This is a genomic window from Advenella faeciporci, assembly GCF_014652395.1.
Lineage (GTDB): Bacteria > Pseudomonadota > Gammaproteobacteria > Burkholderiales > Burkholderiaceae_B > Advenella > Advenella faeciporci.
Genome location: NZ_BMYS01000016.1, coordinates 13,177 through 33,521 on the forward strand (window position 1 = coordinate 13,177; position 20,345 = coordinate 33,521).

Below are 20,345 nucleotides of genomic sequence, written 5' to 3' on the forward strand. Positions count from 1 at the left end.
GGATATGCAAAATCAGAAACCGGTTTTATTTGGAGAGTTTGATTACATTATTGTAGGAGCCGGTTCGGCGGGATGCCTGCTTGCCAACCGTTTGTCAGCAGATCCCAATAACAGGGTTTTATTGATAGAAGCGGGCGGGCCTGACTCCTGGCATTGGCTGCATATCCCGGTGGGGTATTTGTACTGTATAGGCAATCCGCGCGCTGACTGGTGTTTTAACACTAGGGCTGATGCCGGGCTTCATGATCGCAGTATTGCCTACCCAAGGGGTAAGGTTATAGGAGGCAGTTCTGCCATTAATGGCATGATTTACATGCGGGGACAAAAGCAGGATTATGACTGCTGGGCCAGCCTGGGTAATAAGGGCTGGGCATGGGAAGACGTGTTGCCTTTATTCAGGGATTTCGAGAATCACCATTTGGGCAATAGTGAATGGCATGGTGCCAATGGTGAATTGCGGGTGGAGAACCAGCGCCTTCGATGGGATATCCTGGATGCCTTCAGATCCGCAGCGGCACAGGCAGGTATTCCATCTATAGATGATTTCAATTGCGGGGACAATGAAGGAAGTGCTTATTTTGAGGTAACCCAAAAAAAGGGTTTGCGTTTCAGTTCGGCAAAGGCTTTTCTGCATCCGGTAAAGTCCCGCAAAAACCTGACCATTCTTATGCATGCCACCAGCGATCGTATCGTATTTGAAGGTAAACGGGCACGGGGTATTCAGTATTATATTAATGGCAAACTGTATCAGGCCAATGTTGCGGCAGAGCTGGTTTTGTCTGCCGGTGCGATTGGCTCGGTGCAAATATTGCAGCGCTCGGGTATTGGCCCTGCTTCTTACCTGAATAAACTGCAGATTCCGGTTGTGCATCATGCACCGGGGGTTGGCAAAAATCTTCAGGATCATTTGCAGTTGCGCATGATTTATAAAGTCTCCGGGGTAAAGACACTAAATAAAATGATGCAATCACCCTTGCAAAAAGCCTGGATGGGCCTGCAATATGCCTTGTTTCGCAAAGGCCCCTTAACTATGGCGCCTTCCCAGTTGGGGGTCTTTGCCCGCTCCTCTGGGGAACAGGGCAGCGCCAATCTTGAATACCACGTACAGCCCCTGTCGCTGGAGAAATTTGGCGAGCCTTTGCATGCGTTTTCTGCCTTTACCGCTTCAGTCTGCAATTTAAGGCCAACCAGCCGGGGCGAAGTCAATATTGTTTCGCCTGCCTGGCATGAAAAGCCCGAGATTATGTGTAACTATTTAAGTACCGATGAGGATATCCGGATTGCCGCACTTAGCCTGAAACTGACCCGAAAAATTGTGGGTCAGAACGCTTTGGCAAAATATAACCCCATTGAATATAAGCCAGGCACTATTTACCAAACCGAAGAAGACCTGGTTAGGGCTGCAGGTGAAATAGGCACCACTATTTTTCATCCGGTTGGTACGTGCCGGATGGGAACCGATGATAAAGCCGTGGTTGACCCGGAACTGAGAGTCAGGGGTGTTAGTGGACTGAGGGTGATAGACGCCTCGATCATGCCGCAAATCACCTCGGGCAATACCAATGCGCCTGTGATGATGATTGCTGAAAAAGGGGCCAGAATGATCCTGGCATCACGTTAAATTTATTCATTTATGCAGTTTTGGCATGATCACTTCAAGCGTAATGAGGGCAGCACGGATATAGCCTGGTTGAATATGCAAAGAAATATTAGTTAGTTTGCGTTGGCCCGGTAACTCTATATTATAAAAACCTGATTTGTTATACCGAACCAGAATATAAATTTCAATATGAAACAGGTTTGGTTTTTGAATTTAGGTTAATCATGTCTTTACTAACAGCCAGTGATTTTTCAGGTGGGTTTGAGCGGCCCTTGTTATGGTCACCTACCAAAGGTAGTGTCGGTGCCACTTTACTGCAGGATAAAAGGGCGGTGCTGGCAGAGCGGCTTCGTCTTATTGCAGTCAGCCATTCCCGTGTCAGGCTGGCTTCCAGCTTGTCTGCAGAAGACCAAGTGCTGGCAGATATTATTTTGACCGAGTTGAAAAACACCGGGAATCAGAACATTGATATTTTTACGCTGGAAACCGGACGCTTGCATCAGGAAACCCTGGCACTGCTTGAACAGGTAAAACAGCGTTATGGCTATGAGATCAAACTCTATCGGCCAGAGGCCGGTCAAGTTGCCAAATACGTTAATACCTATGGTCTTAACGGGTTTTACGATAGTCTTGAAGCCCGTAAAAAATGTTGCCAGATAAGAAAAATTGTTCCCCTTGACCAGGCGCTGTCACAGGCGGACGCCTGGATTACCGGCCAGCGTCGGGAACAATCGGTTACCCGCACAGAGCTTGCGTTGCAGGAACAGGATACGGCCAGAAATATTCTTAAATATAACCCCTTGTTTGACTGGTCCGAGGCGGAAATCTGGGCCTATGTCGACTTATACGATTTACCCGTTAATGTGTTGCACGACCAGGGTTACCCCAGTATTGGCTGTGAGCCATGTACCAAAGCCGTACGTGCCGGTGAAGACCCCCGTGCAGGGCGTTGGTGGTGGGAATCACAGGACAGCAAGGAATGTGGCCTGCATGTCAGCCCGGCCCCTACAGCGTAAGCAATAACAACAGAAATCTCTAGAAAACCAGGATTTGTAATGAATAGCATAACTGAAACCGTGCACCTTGAAAAAGCACAATTGCGTACCGAACACCTGAAGCGGCTGGAAACCGAATCTATTTATATTATTCGTGAAGTGGTGGCAGAGTGCCGTTCACCAGCACTGCTGTTTTCCGGCGGCAAGGATTCGGTTGTCTTGCTGCATTTGGCTATGAAGGCATTCCGTCTGGGCGATCGCAAACTGAATCTGCCATTTCCATTGGTCCATATTGATACTGGCCATAATTACCCGGAAGTGATCGCCTTCCGGGATGAACTGGTTAAAAAATATGATCTGAACCTGGTGGTGGGCCATGTGGAAGATTCTATTCGAAAGGGAACGGTACGCTTGTACCGTGAAAATGATTCGCGCAATGCCGCACAGGCCGTGACCTTGTTGGAAACCGCGGAGGAAAACGGCTTTGATGCTTTAATGGGTGGTGCCCGCCGTGATGAAGAAAAAGCCCGGGCCAAAGAACGTATTTTTTCTTTCCGTGATGAATTTGGTCAGTGGGACCCTAAAAACCAGCGTCCTGAACTGTGGGATTTGTATAACGCCCGTATTCACCCCGGTGAACAAATCCGTGTTTTCCCGATTTCAAACTGGACCGAGTTGGATATCTGGCAATACATTGAACAGGAAAACTTAAGCCTGCCTTCCATTTACTATGCACATGAACGTGAAGTGGTGCGCCGTAATAATTTGCTGGTTCCGGTAACGCCATTAACCCCTAAAAAAGAAGACGAGCAAAGCGAAGTGCTGACGGTACGCTTCCGTACCGTGGGTGATATCAGTTGCACCTGCCCGGTATTAAGTACAGCGGCTTCACCGCAAGCCATTATTGAAGAAACGGCAATTACGGAAATTACCGAACGCGGAGCAACCCGGATGGATGACCAGACCAGCGAAGCATCTATGGAAAAACGCAAAAAAGAAGGTTACTTCTGATAAGAATTGGATAGAGAGAAACATGACAGAAAAAATACATACCCGGGGTTTGCTGCGTTTCATTACCGCAGGCTCGGTGGATGATGGCAAAAGCACGCTGATTGGCCGTTTGTTATATGACAGCAAATCGGTGTTGACAGACCAGTTGCAGGCGATCCAGAAAGCGCGGCATAAAAGAACCAGTGGTGAACAGATTGACTTTTCCCTGCTGACTGACGGCCTTGAGGCCGAGCGCGAGCAGGGCATTACGATTGATGTGGCCTACCGTTATTTTTCAACGGCAAACCGCAAGTTCATTATTGCGGATACCCCTGGGCATGAGCAGTACACCCGCAATATGGTGACAGGGGCTTCTACCGCCGATGCCGCGATTGTGCTGGTTGATATTGTGCGTGCCATTAAAGAAAATGGCGAGTTTGAGTTGCTGGCGCAAACCAAACGCCATACCGCCCTGATTAAACTGCTGGGTATCCGTCATGTATTGGTGGCGGTCAATAAAATGGATCTGGTGGGGTTTGATGAAGCCCGCTTCAATCAGGTTAAAACCGCTTACCTGGCACTGGCCCGGCAGCTTGGTCTTGATACAAGCCAGATTCACTTCATTCCCGTATCGGCTCTGGGAGGTGACAATATCGTTTTCAAGAGTGAGCAAACCCCTTGGTATGATGGCAAGCCATTGTTATCTATTCTGGAGTCGCTGGATAACGGGGAAGATGACAAGCTGAATGCGCCTGAGGCATTACGCCTGCCGGTGCAGCTGGTGATTCGCCAGGATGGCTCACTGGCCGATGACTTCAGGGGCTATATGGGTAAAGTCGCCCAAGGCAGTGTGTACGTTGGCCAGCAGATCAGGGTCTTGCCCGCCAACCAGACTGCCACTGTGACAGAAATCATCACTCCTGATGGGAGTGTCCAGCAAGTGCTGAAAGAGGGTATGGTTACCATTCGTCTTGATGTGGATATTGATATTTCCCGTGGTGACATGCTGGTGGATGCACAGGCCAAGGTAGAGTCAAGCAAGACGCTGTTTGCTGATATTTGCTGGTTTGATGAGTTCCCCTTGAACTTGAAAAGAAAATATCTGTTGAAACATACTTCAGCGACTGTGCCGGTTCGTGTCAGCCAGATCCATCATGTACTGGATGTACAAACCCTGTTGGGGGCGGCAGATAAAGACCAGCTGGCCCTGAATGATATTGGCAAGGTTGGGTTGTCCCTGCAAAAACCGCTGTTGGTGGATGCCTACGCGCAAAACCAGATCACGGGTTCGTTTATTTTGATTGATGAGAGCAGTAATAATACGGTGGCAGCGGGTATTATTAATTAATTAATTGGCCGGGCGTCCCCACGCAGGAGCATGGGGACGAGTCGGTGTGATAGGCAACCCCACGCAGGAGCATGGGAACGAATTGGTGTCATAGATGTTTCCAGGCTGGTTCCCATCCTCGTTGACTGGTTCCCACGCTCTAGCGTCACTGCCATTAAGTTAAGCATTTTTACTCGTTCCCATGCTCCCGCGTGGGAACGCCCTGCTTCATGTGAATTCAAACACTGGCCGGGTCAAAAACAGCCACTTTCCTGGCTTTCACGTACACATTATCTCCTGGCATCAGGCCCAGTGTGCGGAAGCGTTCTTTGGTGAGCACTACTTCAATATTCTCGTCCTGGCTGTCGCGGGCAATCTCAACCCGGACAATTGGCCCAATGGAATGGATATGTTCTATTTGGCCATGGCCCAGGGCATTGGTGGCATCAAGGCTGATTTCAATATCATGCGGGCGGATGTAGGCAATGGCTTCAGCACCGCTAAAATGTGCGCTGTGCTGGCTGATCTCATGGCGGAAGTCACCGCTGGTGAAGTGTTTGTCCTGGATTCGGCCATGGAACAGGTTCACATCACCCAGGAACTGGGTCACGAATGGGCTGGCCGGTGTGTCATAAATCTCATCGGGGCTGCCGACTTGTTCGATATGACCGTGATTCATCACTACCACCCGGTCGGATACCTCAAGGGCCTCTTCCTGGTCGTGAGTGACGAAAATGCTGGTTAAATTGATCTCATCATGCAGGTCACGCAACCAGCGACGCAGGTCTTTGCGTACCTTGGCATCAAGGGCGCCGAAAGGTTCATCAAGCAATAATACCTGGGGCTCAACTGCCAAAGAACGCGCCAGGGCAATCCGCTGGCGCTGGCCACCAGATAATTGTGACGGGTAGGCATTGGCCAGCCAGTCCAGTTGCACCATTTTCAGTAAAGCCATGACTTTTTCCCGGATGACTTCTTGGGAAGGACGGTCTTTGCGTGGTTTTACATTCAGGCCAAAGGCGATGTTGTCAAACACGGTCATGTGCCGGAACAGGGCATAATGCTGGAAAACAAAGCCAATCTGGCGTTTTGAAACGTGGGTGTCTGTGCTGTCTTGTCCATCAAAAATAATTTTTCCGGAGTCGGCTTTTTCAAGACCGGCAATAATGCGCAGCAGGGTGGTTTTACCGCAGCCTGAAGGTCCCAGCAGGGCAAGCAACTCACCGCTGTGAATTTCCAGATTGATATTATCAAGGGCTGTAAACCCGGCAAATTTCTTTGAGATGTTCTGAACTTCAATACTCACGATAATTCCTGTTTATTTATCGACTTGCCAAGAAGGCATGGCGAATGCGAATTTGGTTCGCACGCCACCTTAGAGTGTAGAATTGCTTATGTAAAACCGGAACGAAGAAAAATTGATATTTATATAACTTATGGTTATAAATGATTTTCAAGCTATGGCATAAGTCACATAGCTTGTGGCGCAATGTCTGTAATTTTTTACCATTTAATACGGACATCAGGTAAAGTGGTGAACTTTATTGCCGATGGCAAACTCTATTTGCCCATGAGAAAAAATCATAAGGAGTATCAATGAATTGGGGCCAAGAATTACAAGACAGCGCGCTTTGGATCTTGCAGGCTTTGGTAATTTCATCAGTCATGCTGGGGCTGGTTGGTTTTATTCTGGTTAAAACAACCAAATGGGCGGGGCAGTTCTGGCTCTTGGCCGGTGATTACTTCAATCCCAGAAACAGTCTGCGTCCCCTGCTGACATTTAGTGTGATCCTGTTTCTAAGCTTGTTCGGGGTCCGGGTCAGTGTGCTGTTTTCAAACTGGTACAACACGATGTACACGGCTTTGCAAGAGCTTAATGAAGACGGGTTCTGGATCCAGATGGGGGTGTTTGCCATTCTGGCGGCGATTCATATTTCCCGTGTTCTGGTGTCTTATTATTTACAGCAGAGCTTTACCATCAAGTGGCGTGAATCCCTGAATGAATCCCTGCTCTCGCAATGGCTGGAAAAAAGCAGCTATTATCGCTCCCACTATCTTGAAACACCGGCCGATAACCCCGATCAGCGTATCCAGCAGGACGTGTCCAGCTTTGTGACAACGTCCCTGTCCCTGCTTCTGGGCCTGGTCAGTTCCCTGGTTTCGGCCGTTGCCTTTACCATTATTCTTTGGGGGCTGTCTGGCGATTTGACCGTTTTTGGATTCACCTTGTCAAAAGGGATGGTTTTTGCCCTGTTTATTTATATCCTGATTGCAACGGTCTTTGCATTCAAGATCGGGCGTCCGCTTATTCGCCTGAGCTTTCTTGATGAGCGTTTTAATGCGGATTACCGTTATTCACTGGTGCGTGTGCGTGAATATGCCGAAAGTATTGCCTTTTATAAGGGTGAAGCGATTGAAGGGCAGAAACTGCGCAACCGCTTTGCCCGGGTTATTGGTAATGTGTGGGCAATTGTTTTTCGTTCAGTCAAACTCCAGGGGTTCAACTTGCTGGTTTCGCAAACCGCGGTTATTTTCCCTTTCATTATTCAGGCAAAAAGGTTTTTTTCCCAGCAAATCACGCTGGGTGCCATGATCCAAACGGCGCAAGCCTTTGGTACTTTGCATGACAATCTCTCATTTTTCCGTGATGCCTATGATACGTTTGCCGGTTATCGGGCGGTTCTGGATCGCTTAAGCGGTTTTGTGCAAAATTCTCGTGCCGCTGATAAATTACCGGTCCCTGAAGTCAAGTCAGAGCAGGATATGGTTGCGTTGCGTAATGTCAGCATTACCACGCCGGCGGGGAAATGCCTGGTAAAGGATTTGTCTTTTGCGGTAGAACCCGGCCATTCCCTGCTGCTGCAAGGTCCTTCTGGGTCGGGTAAAACCACCATCCTGCGAACGATTGCCGGTTTATGGCCTTATTCGAAAGGGCAGGTGGTGCGGCCTGATAATAAGGTATTGTTTTTGTCGCAAAAACCTTATTTGCCCGAAGGTTCCCTGCTGGATGTGCTGTATTATCCCAATGAAGTACCAGAGGATGGCCATGAACATGCCCGTAAGGTATTGCAGGATGTGAATCTGGGGCACCTTGTCAGTCGTATGGATGAAGTGGTGAGCTGGACCAATATCCTTTCTTTGGGCGAGCAGCAAAGAATTGCGTTTGGCCGTTTGCTGCTGGCAAAACCGGTTGCCGCGTTCATAGACGAAGCCACTTCAGCGATGGACGAAGGTCTTGAAGATGCCATGTACAGGCTGATTGCCGAAAGACTGCCCGAATTGCGCCTGATTAGTGTGGGTCATCGCAGCACCCTGTATGCGCATCATACGCATTTGCTGTATTTGCGTGGAGAGGGTATTTGGGATTTCAAGCCTTTGCAGGCTGAGGCAACGGCTTAAGGCCCAAGGCGCTGTTTTCCGGGTTGGGCCGCCTGTTTTAGCGTTCTTTTGCCGGCTTTGGAAAACAGCTGAAAAATCAACCGTTTAAAAAAACCGTCTTCGCCGCAAACCGGATGATATCCAAATGCGATAAAGGCGGTTTTGTTGTTATTGTGCCAGATCTTTCGTTTAAACGAACCAGGACAGGGCGCTTTTGTTAATGGCGGCACCAATGATATACAGGAAAATCAGGCTGGCAATAACGGTGGCCATTAATTTTTGTACAGGCGTTTTTCCGCGCTTGATGGCAATCGTGCCTACACCAATATAGGCAATCAGGGCCACTATTTTGGCAAGAATAAAAGGTTGGTTGGGGCCGATCATGGCTGCCAGGATAAAACCGCAGATCAGCAGGATGGAATCAATCACATGCGGGGCGACCTTGACAAAACCTATTTGCAGCATGCGTGAACCCGTAATCGACCAAAATGCCCGAATCAGGAAAAAAGTGATGCTCAGGTAGGCACAGGTCATGTGCAGGTGCTTGATGGGTAGATAATAATCAGCCATAATCTCTTTTTGAAAAGTCAAATACTGGAAGCTTGGCATTTTAACTTATGATAATTGTTTTTGATTTTTCACCCTACGGTTTGTCGGTTTAATGTGTATTTATAGGCGTTTTTCTGATATTCGAGTCTTTTTTCCGGATGCTGCATGGATCTCGTTGTTGGCCCTGATATATTAGTTATTCTTTTCTTTGTTGCCATGCTTGCCGGTTTTGTCGATACTATCGCTGGTGGGGGTGGCCTGATTACTATTCCGGTGTTATTGCTGGCACAGGTGCCGCCCATCAATGCCTTGGCCACCAACAAGCTGCAGGGCAGTTTTGGTACCCTGACTTCTTCCCTGACCATGCTCAGAAAAAGAATCGTGCGCTTCGAGGATATTTGGAAACCGGCGCTATTGGCTTTTGCAGGGGCGGCATTGGGTACTTTTATCATTCAGCTGATTGATGTTTCGGTGCTGGATATTGTGATTCCGGTTGTGCTGGTAATGATTGGACTGTATTTTTTATTTACGCCTTCTGCCGGCAAGGTGGAGCGGGTGCCACGCATGAGTGCCAGGGCTTTCAATTGCACCGTTGTACCAACAATTGCGTTTTATGATGGCATTTTTGGTCCCGGAACCGGTTCTTTTTTTTCCCTGGCCAATGTGGCGTTGCGGGGGCAGCAAATTATCAAGGCAACCGCCAATGCCAAGGTGTTTAACTTTGCCAGCAATGTCGCTTCGGTGGCGCTTTTTGTACTGGGTGGCAAAGTCTTGTGGCTGATCGGTGGTATCATGATTGCTGGGCAAATAATTGGTGCTTATGCAGGTTCTTTAATGGTCATCAGTCATGGCAGCAAATTTATTCGTCCACTTATTGTGCTGGTCTGTTTTGTCATGGTTACCCGTTATCTGCTTGAAAAATTCTAGAAAACGGCAGCTTGTTACCGAACGGTTTTTTAAATAACAGACCTGTCATATAAGTATCATAAAGCCGTAATAGGATAGTATGGTCTTATAAGCATTTATTGCATCATAAATTGAAACAACCAGGAAGTACTGTATTGGCAAATCGAACCACCACTAAAAATCCGGCAAACAGGCCTGTTCAGGCAAACAGTTCCCTTACGGACAGCACGCCAGACTTTGATCCCGATGTTCCAAGCCGTGAAAATATTCTTCAGGTGTTCCGGGATTCAAAACCTCCCCTGACTGTAAATGCCCTGATTAGTGTATTCAGGCTGTCCCGGGACGCCAGCATAGTGGGTCTTGAAAGACGCTTGGGAGCCATGCAAAGAGATGGCCAGCTTGAGCAAATTCCGGGCGGTTGGCAACTGTCCCAACAGAAAAATTTTGTCATAGGCAAAGTCCAGGGACATCGTGATGGATTTGGTTTCCTGATTCCCGAAGACGGTTCGCAGGATTTGTTCCTGTCACCGCGTGAAATGCTTAAGGTATTGCATGGCGACCGGGTTCAGGTAAAACCCACAGGCGAATATAAAGGCAAGCTTGAAGGCACTATTGTAGAGGTTTTGGAGCGCGGTACAACACGATTGGTTGGACGTTTGCTGCATGAACAGGGCCTTTATGTCGTGGTGCCTGAAGACCAGCGTATCAAACATGACATTATTGTACAGAATGCCGACCTGGGTGGAGCCCGGCACGGGCAAGTGGTTACCGTTGAAATTATTCAACAGCCAACCCGTCATACCCAGCCTTTGGGAAAAATCATTGAGGTGCTGGGTGAAATAGATGACCCGGGCATGGAAATTGAAATTGCGGTGCGCAAATTTGATGTCCCGGTTGCGTTTTCCGATGCGACCCGGATACAGTCAGAAAGCCTTCCCGATGAAGTGCAGCCTTCGGACCTTAAGGGTCGTATAGATTTGCGTGATGTGGCATTTATCACCATTGATGGTGAAGATGCCCGTGACTTTGACGATGCCGTGTATGCCGAGATTGTAGATATAGGCACTGAAAAACGCCGTAAAATGGCATGGCGACTTTTAGTGGCCATTGCCGATGTTTCCCATTATGTTAAACCCGGCGATGCCATTGACCGGGATGCGATCGAGCGCGGAACCAGTGTTTATTTTCCGCGCCGCGTCATACCCATGCTGCCCGAAAAACTCTCCAATGGCCTGTGCTCCCTGAATCCTGAAGTCGATCGCCTGGTTCTGGTGTGCGATATGGTCATTCCCATGACGGGTGCCAAGGCGGGAACGGTGACGGCATACCAGTTTTACAATGCGGTTATCAACTCGCATGCACGTACCACTTATACGCAAATCTGGAATGCCTTGCAGCAGCCAACGGGGCCGGCCGCTACCGAATTGGGTGATTTGCTGCCACATGTTAAAGATTTATATGCTTTATATGAAGCGCTTGAAAAAAAACGGGAACAGCGCGGTGCGATGGATTTCGACACCATTGAAACCCGCATTCAATGCAATGAGATGGGCAAGATAGAGCAAATTGTTCCATTTATCAGGAATAATGCGCATAAGTTAATTGAAGAGTGCATGTTGGCAGCCAACACGTGTGCGGCCGATTTCGTGTTAAGAAACAAACGGCAGGGACTGTACCGCATTCATGAAGGTCCAACCCCTGAAAAACTGGAGGCCCTGCGTGAGTTTTTGCGTACCGTGGGGTTGTCGCTGGGCGGTGGAGATGATCCTTCCGGTAAGGACTATGCCGCGTTGCTTGATGCCGGGCGCTCACGTCCCGACTTCCAGATTCTTCAGACCATGTGCCTAAGATCCATGCAGCAGGCCATGTACAGTCCCGACAACGTGGGGCATTTTGGTCTGGCATATGAGCAATACACGCATTTTACCTCACCCATTCGCCGTTATCCTGACCTGCTTACGCATCGGGTCATCAAATCCATTCTTGCCCACAGGCACTATACGCCCGAGTTGGCGGCTGTGCCCAAAGTGCAGGGCGAAACCCATAAAGAGCATGAACATGCGGTATGGGATAGCCTGGGTATGGTGCTGTCCGGCTACGAACGCCGCGCCGATGATGCGTCACGCGATGTGGAGGCCTGGCTTAAGTGCTGGTATGTTCGTGAACATGTGGGTGAGGTTTTCAGTGGACGGGTAAGCGGCGTTGCACCTTTTGGGTTATTTGTGACACTTGACACTTTGTTTGTTGAGGGTCTGGTGCATGTTTCGGAATTGGGTACCGACTATTTCCAATACAATGAAGGTTTGCACGAATTGCGTGGAGAGCGCACGGGTATACGTTACCGCTTGACGGATCCGGTCCAGGTGCAGGTGACACGGGTAGACCTTGAGGCCCGGCGAATTGAGTTTTCGCTGGTCAAGGGCACTACCTTTGAATCATTGCGTAAAGATGCCCAGCGTGGCGAATCCGCACCGCGGCAGATAAAGCGCCCGGCCAAGCCCAAGCCTGAAGCCCTGAGGGGGCAAACCGCGCATCAAAGACGGGCAGAGTTGAAAAAGTCAACTCAACCCGCCGGCGTGCAAAAGAACAAAAAATCAACGCGTAAGCGAAGGTAAATACAAAGGTAATCAATTTATATGTCAAGCAGTCAAATTCTGGCCGGTTTTCATGCAGTAGTCGCTCGCATGCGCCACGCACCCGACTCAATCCGGGAAATTTATATCGAAGCATCACGCAAGGACAAGCGCATGCAAAGCCTGGTTGAGCAGGCGGAAAAAAATAAAATCCGTATTCATCCGGTTCCTATGAGCCGTCTTGATGGCCTCGCTAAAGGTGTTCGCCATCAAGGTGTGGTTGCCCTGGCCGACCCTAAACAGCTGGCAGTCAATATCGATGACGTTCTTGATGTGATCGAGGGGCCTGCCCATTTGTTGATTCTTGATAGCGTGACCGACCCCCATAACCTGGGGGCATGCCTGCGTACGGCAGATGCTGCCGGGGTTCATGCTGTCATTGCACCCAAAGACAAGGCGGTAGGCATCAATGCCACGGTTCAGCGCGTGGCATGCGGTGCCGCAGACACTGTTCCTTACATCATGGTTACCAATCTGGCCCGAACCATGCGCCAGCTCAAAGAGCGGGATGTCTGGCTGATTGGCACCGATGACCAGGCTAGCGCTACCTTTCATGACGTTGATGCCACCCGTTCCATTGCCTGGGTCATGGGCGCGGAAGGCGAGGGGATGCGACGCCTGACGAGGGAAACCTGTGATGAATTGGTGCGTATACCCATGCAAGGCTCGGTTGAAAGTCTTAATGTTAGTGTGGCGAGTGCAGTTTGCCTGTACGAAACTGTTCGCCAGCGCCAGGTAAAATAAATAAAAATCCATTCTTTAACAGTTATATCATGTCAAAAAACGAACATAGCGGGTTTACCACTTCCATTCTTCACGCAGACCGCCGTAAAGCCGTAGAGCACGGTGCCATTCACAAGCCATTGCATACGTCAACCGAGTACGCTTTTGCCGACTCAAGGGAACTGGCCGCCGTCTTTCAGGGTAAATCGGGGTATACCTATGCCCGTCAGGGAACCCCGACAACGGCTGCTCTTGAAGATAAAATCACTTTGATGGAAGGGGGAGCAGGCACCGTTACGTTTGCCACAGGCATGGCGGCCCTGTCCTCCATCTTCATGACGCTGTTAAAACAGGGTGACCACCTGGTTTCCAGCCAGTTTGTTTTTGGTAATACCAATAGTTTGCTGGGCACTCTTGATCGACTTGGCGTATCAGTGACTTTTGTTGATCCTGCCAATGCGCAACAGGTAAAAGACGCAATCCGCCCTGAAACAAAAATGATATTTACCGAAACCATTGCCAATCCGGGTACGCAAATTGCCGATTTGTCAGCAATTGGTGATATTTGCGAACTGCACAATCTGGTTTATGTGATAGACAACACCTTAACGTCACCATGGTTGTTTCAGGGTAAAAGCGTCAAGGCTTCATTGGTCATGAATTCATTGTCCAAATATATCTGTGGTCATGGCAATGCGCTGGGCGGTGCGGTTACCAATACCGGTTTGTATGACTGGTCCGGCTATGACAATATTTATGATAACTACAAAACCGGCCCTGCAAACGCCTGGGGTTTAACCCAAATCAAGAAAAAAGGCTTGCGTGACATGGGGGCTACGCTCTCATCTGATGCCGCTCATCGAATTGCCGTGGGAGCTGAAACACTTGCTTTAAGAATGAAGCAATCCTGTTCAAATGCATTGGCTCTTGCCCGTTTTCTTGAGAAGCATCCCGGGATCGCCAGTGTGCGCTATCCCGGCTTAAGCCAGCATCCGCAGCATGAACGTGCGGCTACCCTGTTTAACCACCGTTTTGGGGGGTTGCTGGGTGTAGAGCTGGTGGATGGCATTGATTGCTTTGAGTTTTTGAATAAGCTGAATGTGGTGGTGCTGGCGACGCATCTGGGTGATGCCAGGACCTTGGCTTTGCCAGTGGCACATACCATTTATTATGAAATGGGACCTGCCCGTAGGGCTGAAATGGGTATTGGTGATAATTTGCTGCGCGTCTCCGTAGGTATTGAAGATGAGGAAGACCTGATCAATGATTTCAGGCAGGCACTAGCACAATGCATGGATGCCGCGTAACAACAGGTGGAGCGTGGTTTTAACCGACCTTGCACGGGTGTATAAAAAATCATACAAATTAATTGCTTTCCATTGATAATGGCCGCAAGACTAGTAAATATGCGGGTTTTGCTGTATTTTTTCTTGACAGCCAATAAGATTAAAGGGAAGATACGCGTGATGATTTACATCAGAGTTAATTTAGAAAAGGGGTTTTCCTGAATGAATAAGACAGAATTAGTTGAATACATTGCATCTAAGGCCGATATTTCCAAAGCAGCTGCTGGCCGCTCTCTGGATGCAATGATCGCTGCAGTGAAAGCAACACTGAAAAAAGGCGAGACGGTAACCTTGGTTGGTTTTGGTACATTTGCCGTTTCTACGCGTGCAGCCCGCACTGGTCGTAACCCACGCACTGGCGAAGCCATCAAAATCAAAAAAGCCAAAGTACCTAAATTCCGTCCAGGTAAAGCACTGAAAGATGCGGTAAACTAAATTTGGTTTGTAATGCTTGGAAAACGGTTTTTAATTGAATAATCAACCGGTGCTGTTCCAGGCCTTGCAAAAAGTAAAGCACCCACTGCTTGATTAATGTCTGACAGTGTGGTGCTTTTTTTATGTTAGACTGCTTGGAATTGAGTAATACAATGGATAATTCCGGAATGCTGATTGACAGGTTTGGTCGAAAAATTGATTATTTACGCATATCACTGATAGATAAGTGTGATTTGCGGTGTTCCTACTGTATTCCGAAGGGATTCAAAGAGTTTGAGCGTCCTGCAAATTGGTTGTCTTTTGATGAAATAGTGCGTGTGGTTGCTGCTTTTGCCCGTATGGGAACCCGTCGTTTCAGGTTAACGGGTGGAGAGCCGCTGCTGCGCAAAGACCTGCCAGAGCTGGTTGCCCGTCTCTCGGCTTTGGAAGGGGTCCAGGACCTGTCCATGTCTACCAATGGCACACAATTGAAAAAATACGCACAACCCTTGCGTGATGCCGGTTTGCACCGTCTTAACGTCAGTCTGGATTCCTTGCGCCGTGAATGTGTCGAGGAAATTTCAGGCAGCGACAGTTTGTCAAAAGTAATGGCAGGACTGGATGCAGCCAGGCAGGCCGGTTTCACAAGAATTAAAATTAATATGGTCCCGTTGGCTGGTATTAACATTTCTGATATTGAGGATATGATTCAATACTGTATCCAGAATCAGTTTGTACTGCGCCTTATTGAAGTCATGCCCATGGGGGTAACCGGGCAGAAACAGGTGCCGGTTGATTTGCAGGATATTATTGAACAGGTTAAAGACAAGTTTGGCTTGCAAGAGTCCAACAAGGTATGGGGTGGGGGTCCGGCCCGTTACTGGGAAACACCCAACAGTGATTTTACGCTTGGTTTTATAACACCCAAATCCCAGCATTTCTGTGAAACCTGCAATCGGGTCCGGCTTGCCGTTGATGGGCATTTGTATTTGTGTTTAGGGCAAGAAGACAAGCTTAACCTGCTGCCTTATTTGCGTGATAACTGTACGGACGTCGAGCTTGAACAAGCCATTCGCGAAGCGATAGAGCTGAAACCTGAACGACATGAATTCAATACTCAGCCAGAGAAAATCATCCGTATCATGTCGATGACGGGTGGTTAAGTATTTTTTAAATAAAAAGCGGCCTGTGAGCCGCTTTGCTTATAGGGCAGACAAACTTACTTCGGACGCACCGATTTGCATACCTCGGGGTTGGTTTCAACCAGTGGCCCACCCACAGCATCAACACAAATAGGTACTGATGCAAAAATACCGTGGATGACTTGCTTGCCCTGTTCATCCTTAACGCCACCCAGGGTTTCGGCAATCGCATTAGGGCGGCCTGGCAGGTTCAGAATCAGGCTGTTGCCGCGGATGACACCCACTTGACGGGATAAAATGGCAGTAGGAATGAAGTGCAGGCTGATTTGTCGCATTTGCTCGCCAAACCCGGGGATGATACGATCGGCAACAGCAAGGGTGGCCTCAGGTGTCACGTCACGCAAATAAGGGCCGGTACCGCCGGTGGTTAAAATCAATGGGCATTTTTGAATGTCGGACAACTCAATTAGGGTTTGTTCAATCATGGGCTGTTCATCGGGAATTAAATGCGCTACAAATTCCAGCGGGTTTAATACTGCAGAGCTTAACCAGGATTTTAATGCAGGCAAGCCCTGATCTTGATAGGTTTTGTTGAAGGCCCGATCGCTGATAGAGACGATACCAATGCGTAGTGTTTCCATACTGATTCCTTTGACTGCATTTGCTTTTGATGAATAGCGGAGATTGTTTATAAAGATAAAGATGTGCTTTTGCCAGGCACTGGCCTAATTTATGCCAGAATACATGGCCTAAATTCTTACCATCAAAAGAATTGTATTCTATAACATTAAAATTATCTTATTCCCCCTGTTCTAGACAGTATTAAGGATATAAAACGTGACAGATCAACAATTAACGCATTTTGACAGTCAGGGCCAGGCCCATATGGTTGATATTTCAGAAAAAAAAGAAACAAGGCGGGTTGCCCGCGCCAGTGGGAAAATAAGCATGAACGAAGTGGCTTACCGTTTGCTGGTTTCCGGTGAAAGCAAAAAAGGGGATGTGCTGGGTATTGCACGCATTGCCGCCATCCAGGGTTCCAAGCATACCAGTTTGCTGATTCCCTTGTGCCATCCTTTAAGTCTTACGCACGTGAGCATTGAGTTCAATCTGGCCGAACAGACGCGATCCGTGGAAGTGGTGGCAACGACTGAAACCACCGGTAAAACGGGCGTTGAAATGGAAGCCCTGACAGCGGTCTCAACCGGTTTGCTGACTATTTACGATATGTTAAAAGCGGTTGATAAGGGAATGCAAATAAGCCATATTCATTTGCTTGAGAAAAAGGGGGGCAAGTCAGGTGATTGGCGTGCCCGGCAAGAGGCTTGACGTGGCTGTGACCTTGTGTTTTTTATGACGTTTTTTTATCATCTTCAGGTATTTCAAAGAGGTAGGTTGATGTTCAGACGAGTATGGCTGTTTTTGGCATGTGTGACAATGACGGGCAGTGTCTCGGCAGCAACCATAACGGTTTCCGCTGCGTCCAGCCTGAAAGACGTGTTTCAGGAAATTGGCCGGAAATTTGAACAGGTGCATCAAGGTCACACCATTGATTTCAATTTTGGCGGTTCAGGCAGTCTGCTTCAGCAAATCCGTCATGGTGCTCCTGTCGATGTTTTGGCCACTGCCGACCTTGCCAATATGCAGGCTGCCAATGAGGGCGGGATTTTGCAAAATAACCGGCATACCCATTTCGTCAAAAACGAACTGGTGTTGATTGTGCCGGCAGACAGCGATTTAAAACTGGAAACCCTGAATGATTTGCAAAACGATGCCGTCAATCGTATTGCCATTGGCAACCCGTCCAGTGTGCCGGCCGGACGCTATACGGCAGGGGCGCTTAAAAAGGCCGGTCTTGATGAAACACTGAAAGACAAAACAGTTTTTACGCAAAATGTCCGACAGGCCCTGGAGTACGTGGCCAGTGCGAACGTGGAGGCCGGTTTTGTTTATGGCACCGATGCCAAAATCCTGCCAGACAAGGTCAAGGTTGCGTTTAGTGTTGAGCTGGAACAACCGGTTGTATATCCGATTGCCGTGTTAAAAGACAGCCAAGAGCCAGATCTTGCCCGGCAATTTGTTGATTACGTATTATCGGAAGAAAGCCGGGCTATTTTTGATCAATACGGTTTTGTGCGTCCATAACAGCAAGGGAATCAGTTAATGCAGTCGATCATGATACCTTTATTTTTGTCTGTCAAAGTGGCTGTCTGGGCTACGATGATCAATCTTGTCCTGGGTATTGCTTTTGGCTGGTATCTGTCACGGAAGCGTAGTTTTTGCAGACAGGTGCTTGATGTGATGGCCACTTTGCCAATGGTATTGCCACCAACGGTATTGGGATATTATTTGCTGGTTTTGTTTGGTAACAAAACCGGTTTAAGCAAGTGGCTTGAAGCCAACTTTGGGTTTGGTCTTGTTTTTTCCCTTAATGGTGCCATTATTGCCGCGGCAATCGTCACTTTTCCGCTTGTTTTCAAACCGGCACGGGCCGCTTTTGAGTCGGTTGATGAGCAATTGCAGCAGGTTGGCTGGGTATTGGGTGTTTCCAAAAGCGCTGTTTTTTTTCGGGTTTTTCTGCCTTTGGCCTGGCGAGGAATTCTTGCAGGTTTGTTACTGGGCTTTGTTCGCGCATTGGGCGAGTTTGGGGCGACCTTAATGGTGGCTGGCAGCATTCCCGGCAAAACCCAAACACTTTCAATTGCCATTTATGATGCGGTTCAGGCCGGACAGGATGCTGAAGTCAATCAATTGGTTTTGCTGATATCGGTTGTGTGTATTGCAGTTTTGTCGTTGGCTTATTATCTATCTCCAAAGCGTGCCTGAAATGATTTTTGATATCGCTATCCGGAAAAAAATGCTTTCAGCTTCAAGAACATTCATGCTGGATATTCAAGTACGCAGTCACCGGGAACAGGTGATTTTATTTGGCCCTTCCGGGGTTGGTAAATCCCTGACGGTAAAATGCATAGCGGGCTTATTGACACCTGACAGTGGTACCATAAAAATTAAAAACAGCGTGCTGTTTGATAAACAGAATAATATAAATATTGCACCGCAGGCGCGTAATGTCGGTTATATCCTGCAAAACTATGCTTTGTTTCCACATCTGAATATTGCACAAAATGTGGGCTTCGGACTTAATCGTAAAGGCTGGCTCAACAGGATTACACCTGAAAATCATGAGAAAATCCACCACTGGCTGGAGCGGTTTCAGATTGCCGATCTGGCCCGTCAGTATCCAGACCAATTGTCCGGTGGCCAGCAGCAGCGGGTTGCCCTTGCCAGGGCGCTTATCATAGAGCCTGAATTGCTGCTTCTTGATGAGCCGTTTTCTGCGCTTGATAAAAAACTGCGCATGTATATGCGTGAAGAAGTACAAGAGCTGCAGGAAGAATTGAAAATTCCTCTTATGTTGATTACGCATGACGAGGAAGATATACAAGCATTCTCGGCAGAGTTGATAGAATTCAAATCATGATCCTTTGAAGCAATCAATATTTGCCTTTGGTTTCCTTCTTTTAAATGTGAAAAAATGACAGCAATACCCTTTAAAACCTTGCCTGTAAGATGTTTTAAACAAGGACAAATGTATGAAGCCGATGATTCTCTGAGCGATGAAGTGCCGGTGGCACTTGTTTATAATGGCATTTCACAGGTGGTTTTAATGGCAACCCCGCAGGATTTGCCCGAACTGGCTCTGGGATTCAGCCTTACTGAGGGGATTTTGTCATCGGTTTCCCAGCTTTATGATCTGGAAATAGAGCAAACATCGACAGGTATTCTGGTTAATATGGAAATTGCCTCGGAAGCCTTATTGCGATTGAAAGGGCGTCGACGTCACTTAAGTGGACGTACCGGCTGTGGTTTATGTGGCCTTGAGAGTCTGGAGGCTGTCAAACCGGTTATAACTCCTGTAATCGCAAGGCCTTCCGTATCGGTCGCGCATATTGTGGCTGCACTGAAAGCTTTTTCCTCTTTGCAGCCTTTGCGTGCCAAAACGGGATCCGTGCATGGGGCGGCCAAGGTAAGTGCCGGAGGTCAGATAGAGGCCTTGTTTGAAGATGTGGGGCGTCATAATGCTCTGGATAAACTGTTTGGGTGCGGCGCCAGGGCTGGATGGAATTGGTCCGAAGGTTTTGTGCTGGTTTCCAGCCGTGCCAGCTACGAAATGGTGGTCAAATCTGCTGTGATGGGGGTGGGGTGTCTGGTTGCTGTTTCAGCACCTACTGCGCTGGCGGTCCAATTGGCGCAAGAGGCCGGGATGACCTTAATAGGTTTTGCCAAACCGCAGCAGCAGGTGGTTTACTGTGGCCACGAGTCTCTTGTGTGGATGGAGTAA

General features: G+C 48.4%; 19 protein-coding genes. 16 read left to right on the plus strand and 3 right to left on the minus strand.

All coding sequences use genetic code 11. The annotated features are described in order from the left end of the window. Positions 1-4: 4 nt before the first annotated feature. The 4 genes from IE074_RS10820 to IE074_RS10835 all read left to right on the plus strand — a co-directional run bounded on the left by IE074_RS10820 (position 5) and on the right by IE074_RS10835 (position 4,933). Positions 5-1,621 carry a GMC family oxidoreductase gene (locus tag IE074_RS10820; protein ID WP_189385480.1) on the plus strand — a complete coding sequence of 539 codons (1,617 nt, stop codon included), beginning with the start codon at positions 5-7 and terminating at the stop codon, positions 1,619-1,621. A gap of 203 nt (positions 1,622-1,824) precedes the next feature. Continuing rightward, positions 1,825-2,616: a phosphoadenylyl-sulfate reductase gene (locus IE074_RS10825; RefSeq protein ID WP_189385481.1), complete on the plus strand. Its 792-nt coding sequence runs from the start codon at positions 1,825-1,827 to the stop codon at positions 2,614-2,616. A gap of 39 nt (positions 2,617-2,655) precedes the next feature. Further along, complete coding sequence (gene cysD / locus IE074_RS10830; protein ID WP_189385482.1) at positions 2,656-3,606, plus strand: sulfate adenylyltransferase subunit CysD; 951 nt, start codon at positions 2,656-2,658, stop codon at positions 3,604-3,606. 22 nt (positions 3,607-3,628) lie between these two features. Further along, a complete protein-coding gene (locus tag IE074_RS10835) occupies positions 3,629-4,933 on the plus strand; it encodes a sulfate adenylyltransferase subunit 1 (protein WP_189385483.1) in 1,305 nt (434 codons plus the stop codon). A 217-nt stretch (positions 4,934-5,150) separates the two neighbouring features. Here the strand turns inward: IE074_RS10835 and IE074_RS10840 are convergent, their stop codons facing one another. Continuing rightward, entirely contained in the window at positions 5,151-6,218 is a 1,068-nt protein-coding gene (locus IE074_RS10840) for a sulfate/molybdate ABC transporter ATP-binding protein (RefSeq protein WP_189385484.1), read from the minus strand. Positions 6,219-6,508: 290 nt separating this feature from the next. Here IE074_RS10840 and IE074_RS10845 point away from each other — a divergent pair, with 290 nt between their 5' ends. After that, positions 6,509-8,311, plus strand: coding sequence for an ABC transporter ATP-binding protein/permease (locus IE074_RS10845; RefSeq protein ID WP_189385485.1), 1,803 nt, complete (start codon positions 6,509-6,511; stop codon positions 8,309-8,311). 168 nt (positions 8,312-8,479) lie between these two features. Here IE074_RS10845 and IE074_RS10850 read toward each other — a convergent pair whose 3' ends face one another. Continuing rightward, the gene (locus IE074_RS10850; protein ID WP_189385486.1) at positions 8,480-8,860 is read right to left on the minus strand and encodes a SirB2 family protein; all 381 of its coding nucleotides are present in this window, start codon (positions 8,858-8,860) and stop codon (positions 8,480-8,482) included. A gap of 144 nt (positions 8,861-9,004) precedes the next feature. Between IE074_RS10850 and IE074_RS10855 the strand changes: the two genes are divergently transcribed. The 6 genes from IE074_RS10855 (at position 9,005) to moaA (ending at position 16,024) form a co-directional block, all read left to right on the plus strand. Beyond that, positions 9,005-9,766 (plus strand): TSUP family transporter, encoded by a 762-nt coding sequence (locus IE074_RS10855; protein ID WP_189385487.1) that lies wholly within the window; start codon positions 9,005-9,007, stop codon positions 9,764-9,766. A 134-nt stretch (positions 9,767-9,900) separates the two neighbouring features. Next, positions 9,901-12,360 (plus strand): ribonuclease R, encoded by a 2,460-nt coding sequence (rnr, locus tag IE074_RS10860; RefSeq protein WP_189385488.1) that lies wholly within the window; start codon positions 9,901-9,903, stop codon positions 12,358-12,360. A 21-nt stretch (positions 12,361-12,381) separates the two neighbouring features. After that, positions 12,382-13,122 (plus strand): 23S rRNA (guanosine(2251)-2'-O)-methyltransferase RlmB, encoded by a 741-nt coding sequence (gene rlmB / locus IE074_RS10865; RefSeq protein WP_189385489.1) that lies wholly within the window; start codon positions 12,382-12,384, stop codon positions 13,120-13,122. A 29-nt stretch (positions 13,123-13,151) separates the two neighbouring features. Then, positions 13,152-14,408, plus strand: a complete 1,257-nt coding sequence (locus tag IE074_RS10870) for a cystathionine gamma-synthase family protein (protein WP_189385490.1) — start codon at positions 13,152-13,154, stop codon at positions 14,406-14,408. 201 nt (positions 14,409-14,609) lie between these two features. Continuing rightward, positions 14,610-14,882 carry an HU family DNA-binding protein gene (locus tag IE074_RS10875; RefSeq protein WP_169294981.1) on the plus strand — a complete coding sequence of 91 codons (273 nt, stop codon included), beginning with the start codon at positions 14,610-14,612 and terminating at the stop codon, positions 14,880-14,882. Positions 14,883-15,049: 167 nt separating this feature from the next. Next, on the plus strand, positions 15,050-16,024 hold the full coding sequence (moaA, locus tag IE074_RS10880) for a GTP 3',8-cyclase MoaA (RefSeq protein ID WP_189385543.1): 975 nt from the start codon (positions 15,050-15,052) through the stop codon (positions 16,022-16,024). Positions 16,025-16,080: 56 nt separating this feature from the next. Here the strand turns inward: moaA and mog are convergent, their stop codons facing one another. Further along, the gene (mog, locus tag IE074_RS10885) at positions 16,081-16,644 is read right to left on the minus strand and encodes a molybdopterin adenylyltransferase (RefSeq protein ID WP_189385491.1); all 564 of its coding nucleotides are present in this window, start codon (positions 16,642-16,644) and stop codon (positions 16,081-16,083) included. A 196-nt stretch (positions 16,645-16,840) separates the two neighbouring features. On the opposite strand from mog, the gene moaC reads away from it, so the two are divergent. The 5 genes from moaC (at position 16,841) to fdhD (ending at position 20,345) form a co-directional block, all read left to right on the plus strand. Further along, positions 16,841-17,332: a cyclic pyranopterin monophosphate synthase MoaC gene (gene moaC / locus IE074_RS10890; RefSeq protein WP_189385492.1), complete on the plus strand. Its 492-nt coding sequence runs from the start codon at positions 16,841-16,843 to the stop codon at positions 17,330-17,332. Between the two features lie 108 nt (positions 17,333-17,440). Then, entirely contained in the window at positions 17,441-18,148 is a 708-nt protein-coding gene (modA, locus tag IE074_RS10895; RefSeq protein ID WP_229793996.1) for a molybdate ABC transporter substrate-binding protein, read from the plus strand. Between the two features lie 18 nt (positions 18,149-18,166). Beyond that, positions 18,167-18,829: a molybdate ABC transporter permease subunit gene (modB, locus tag IE074_RS10900; RefSeq protein WP_169294976.1), complete on the plus strand. Its 663-nt coding sequence runs from the start codon at positions 18,167-18,169 to the stop codon at positions 18,827-18,829. Positions 18,830-18,860: 31 nt separating this feature from the next. Next, on the plus strand, positions 18,861-19,484 hold the full coding sequence (locus IE074_RS10905) for an ATP-binding cassette domain-containing protein (protein ID WP_229793998.1): 624 nt from the start codon (positions 18,861-18,863) through the stop codon (positions 19,482-19,484). A gap of 108 nt (positions 19,485-19,592) precedes the next feature. Next, a complete protein-coding gene (fdhD, locus tag IE074_RS10910; protein ID WP_229793999.1) occupies positions 19,593-20,345 on the plus strand; it encodes a formate dehydrogenase accessory sulfurtransferase FdhD in 753 nt (250 codons plus the stop codon).

Excerpts from the sequence above, each read along its gene's own strand:
- IE074_RS10820 (WP_189385480.1), top strand. The coding sequence starts at position 5 with ATGCAAAATCAGAAACCGGTTTTATTTGGAGAGTTTGATTACATTATT.
- IE074_RS10825 (WP_189385481.1), top strand. The coding sequence starts at position 1,825 with ATGTCTTTACTAACAGCCAGTGATTTTTCAGGTGGGTTTGAGCGGCCC.
- cysD (WP_189385482.1), top strand. The coding sequence starts at position 2,656 with ATGAATAGCATAACTGAAACCGTGCACCTTGAAAAAGCACAATTGCGT.
- IE074_RS10835 (WP_189385483.1), top strand. The coding sequence starts at position 3,629 with ATGACAGAAAAAATACATACCCGGGGTTTGCTGCGTTTCATTACCGCA.
- IE074_RS10845 (WP_189385485.1), top strand. The coding sequence starts at position 6,509 with ATGAATTGGGGCCAAGAATTACAAGACAGCGCGCTTTGGATCTTGCAG.
- IE074_RS10850 (WP_189385486.1), bottom strand. The coding sequence starts at position 8,860 with ATGGCTGATTATTATCTACCCATCAAGCACCTGCACATGACCTGTGCC.
- IE074_RS10855 (WP_189385487.1), top strand. The coding sequence starts at position 9,005 with ATGGATCTCGTTGTTGGCCCTGATATATTAGTTATTCTTTTCTTTGTT.
- rlmB (WP_189385489.1), top strand. The coding sequence starts at position 12,382 with ATGTCAAGCAGTCAAATTCTGGCCGGTTTTCATGCAGTAGTCGCTCGC.
- IE074_RS10870 (WP_189385490.1), top strand. The coding sequence starts at position 13,152 with ATGTCAAAAAACGAACATAGCGGGTTTACCACTTCCATTCTTCACGCA.
- IE074_RS10875 (WP_169294981.1), top strand. The coding sequence starts at position 14,610 with ATGAATAAGACAGAATTAGTTGAATACATTGCATCTAAGGCCGATATT.
- moaA (WP_189385543.1), top strand. The coding sequence starts at position 15,050 with ATGCTGATTGACAGGTTTGGTCGAAAAATTGATTATTTACGCATATCA.
- mog (WP_189385491.1), bottom strand. The coding sequence starts at position 16,644 with ATGGAAACACTACGCATTGGTATCGTCTCTATCAGCGATCGGGCCTTC.
- modA (WP_229793996.1), top strand. The coding sequence starts at position 17,441 with ATGACGGGCAGTGTCTCGGCAGCAACCATAACGGTTTCCGCTGCGTCC.
- modB (WP_169294976.1), top strand. The coding sequence starts at position 18,167 with ATGCAGTCGATCATGATACCTTTATTTTTGTCTGTCAAAGTGGCTGTC.
- IE074_RS10905 (WP_229793998.1), top strand. The coding sequence starts at position 18,861 with ATGCTTTCAGCTTCAAGAACATTCATGCTGGATATTCAAGTACGCAGT.
- fdhD (WP_229793999.1), top strand. The coding sequence starts at position 19,593 with ATGTATGAAGCCGATGATTCTCTGAGCGATGAAGTGCCGGTGGCACTT.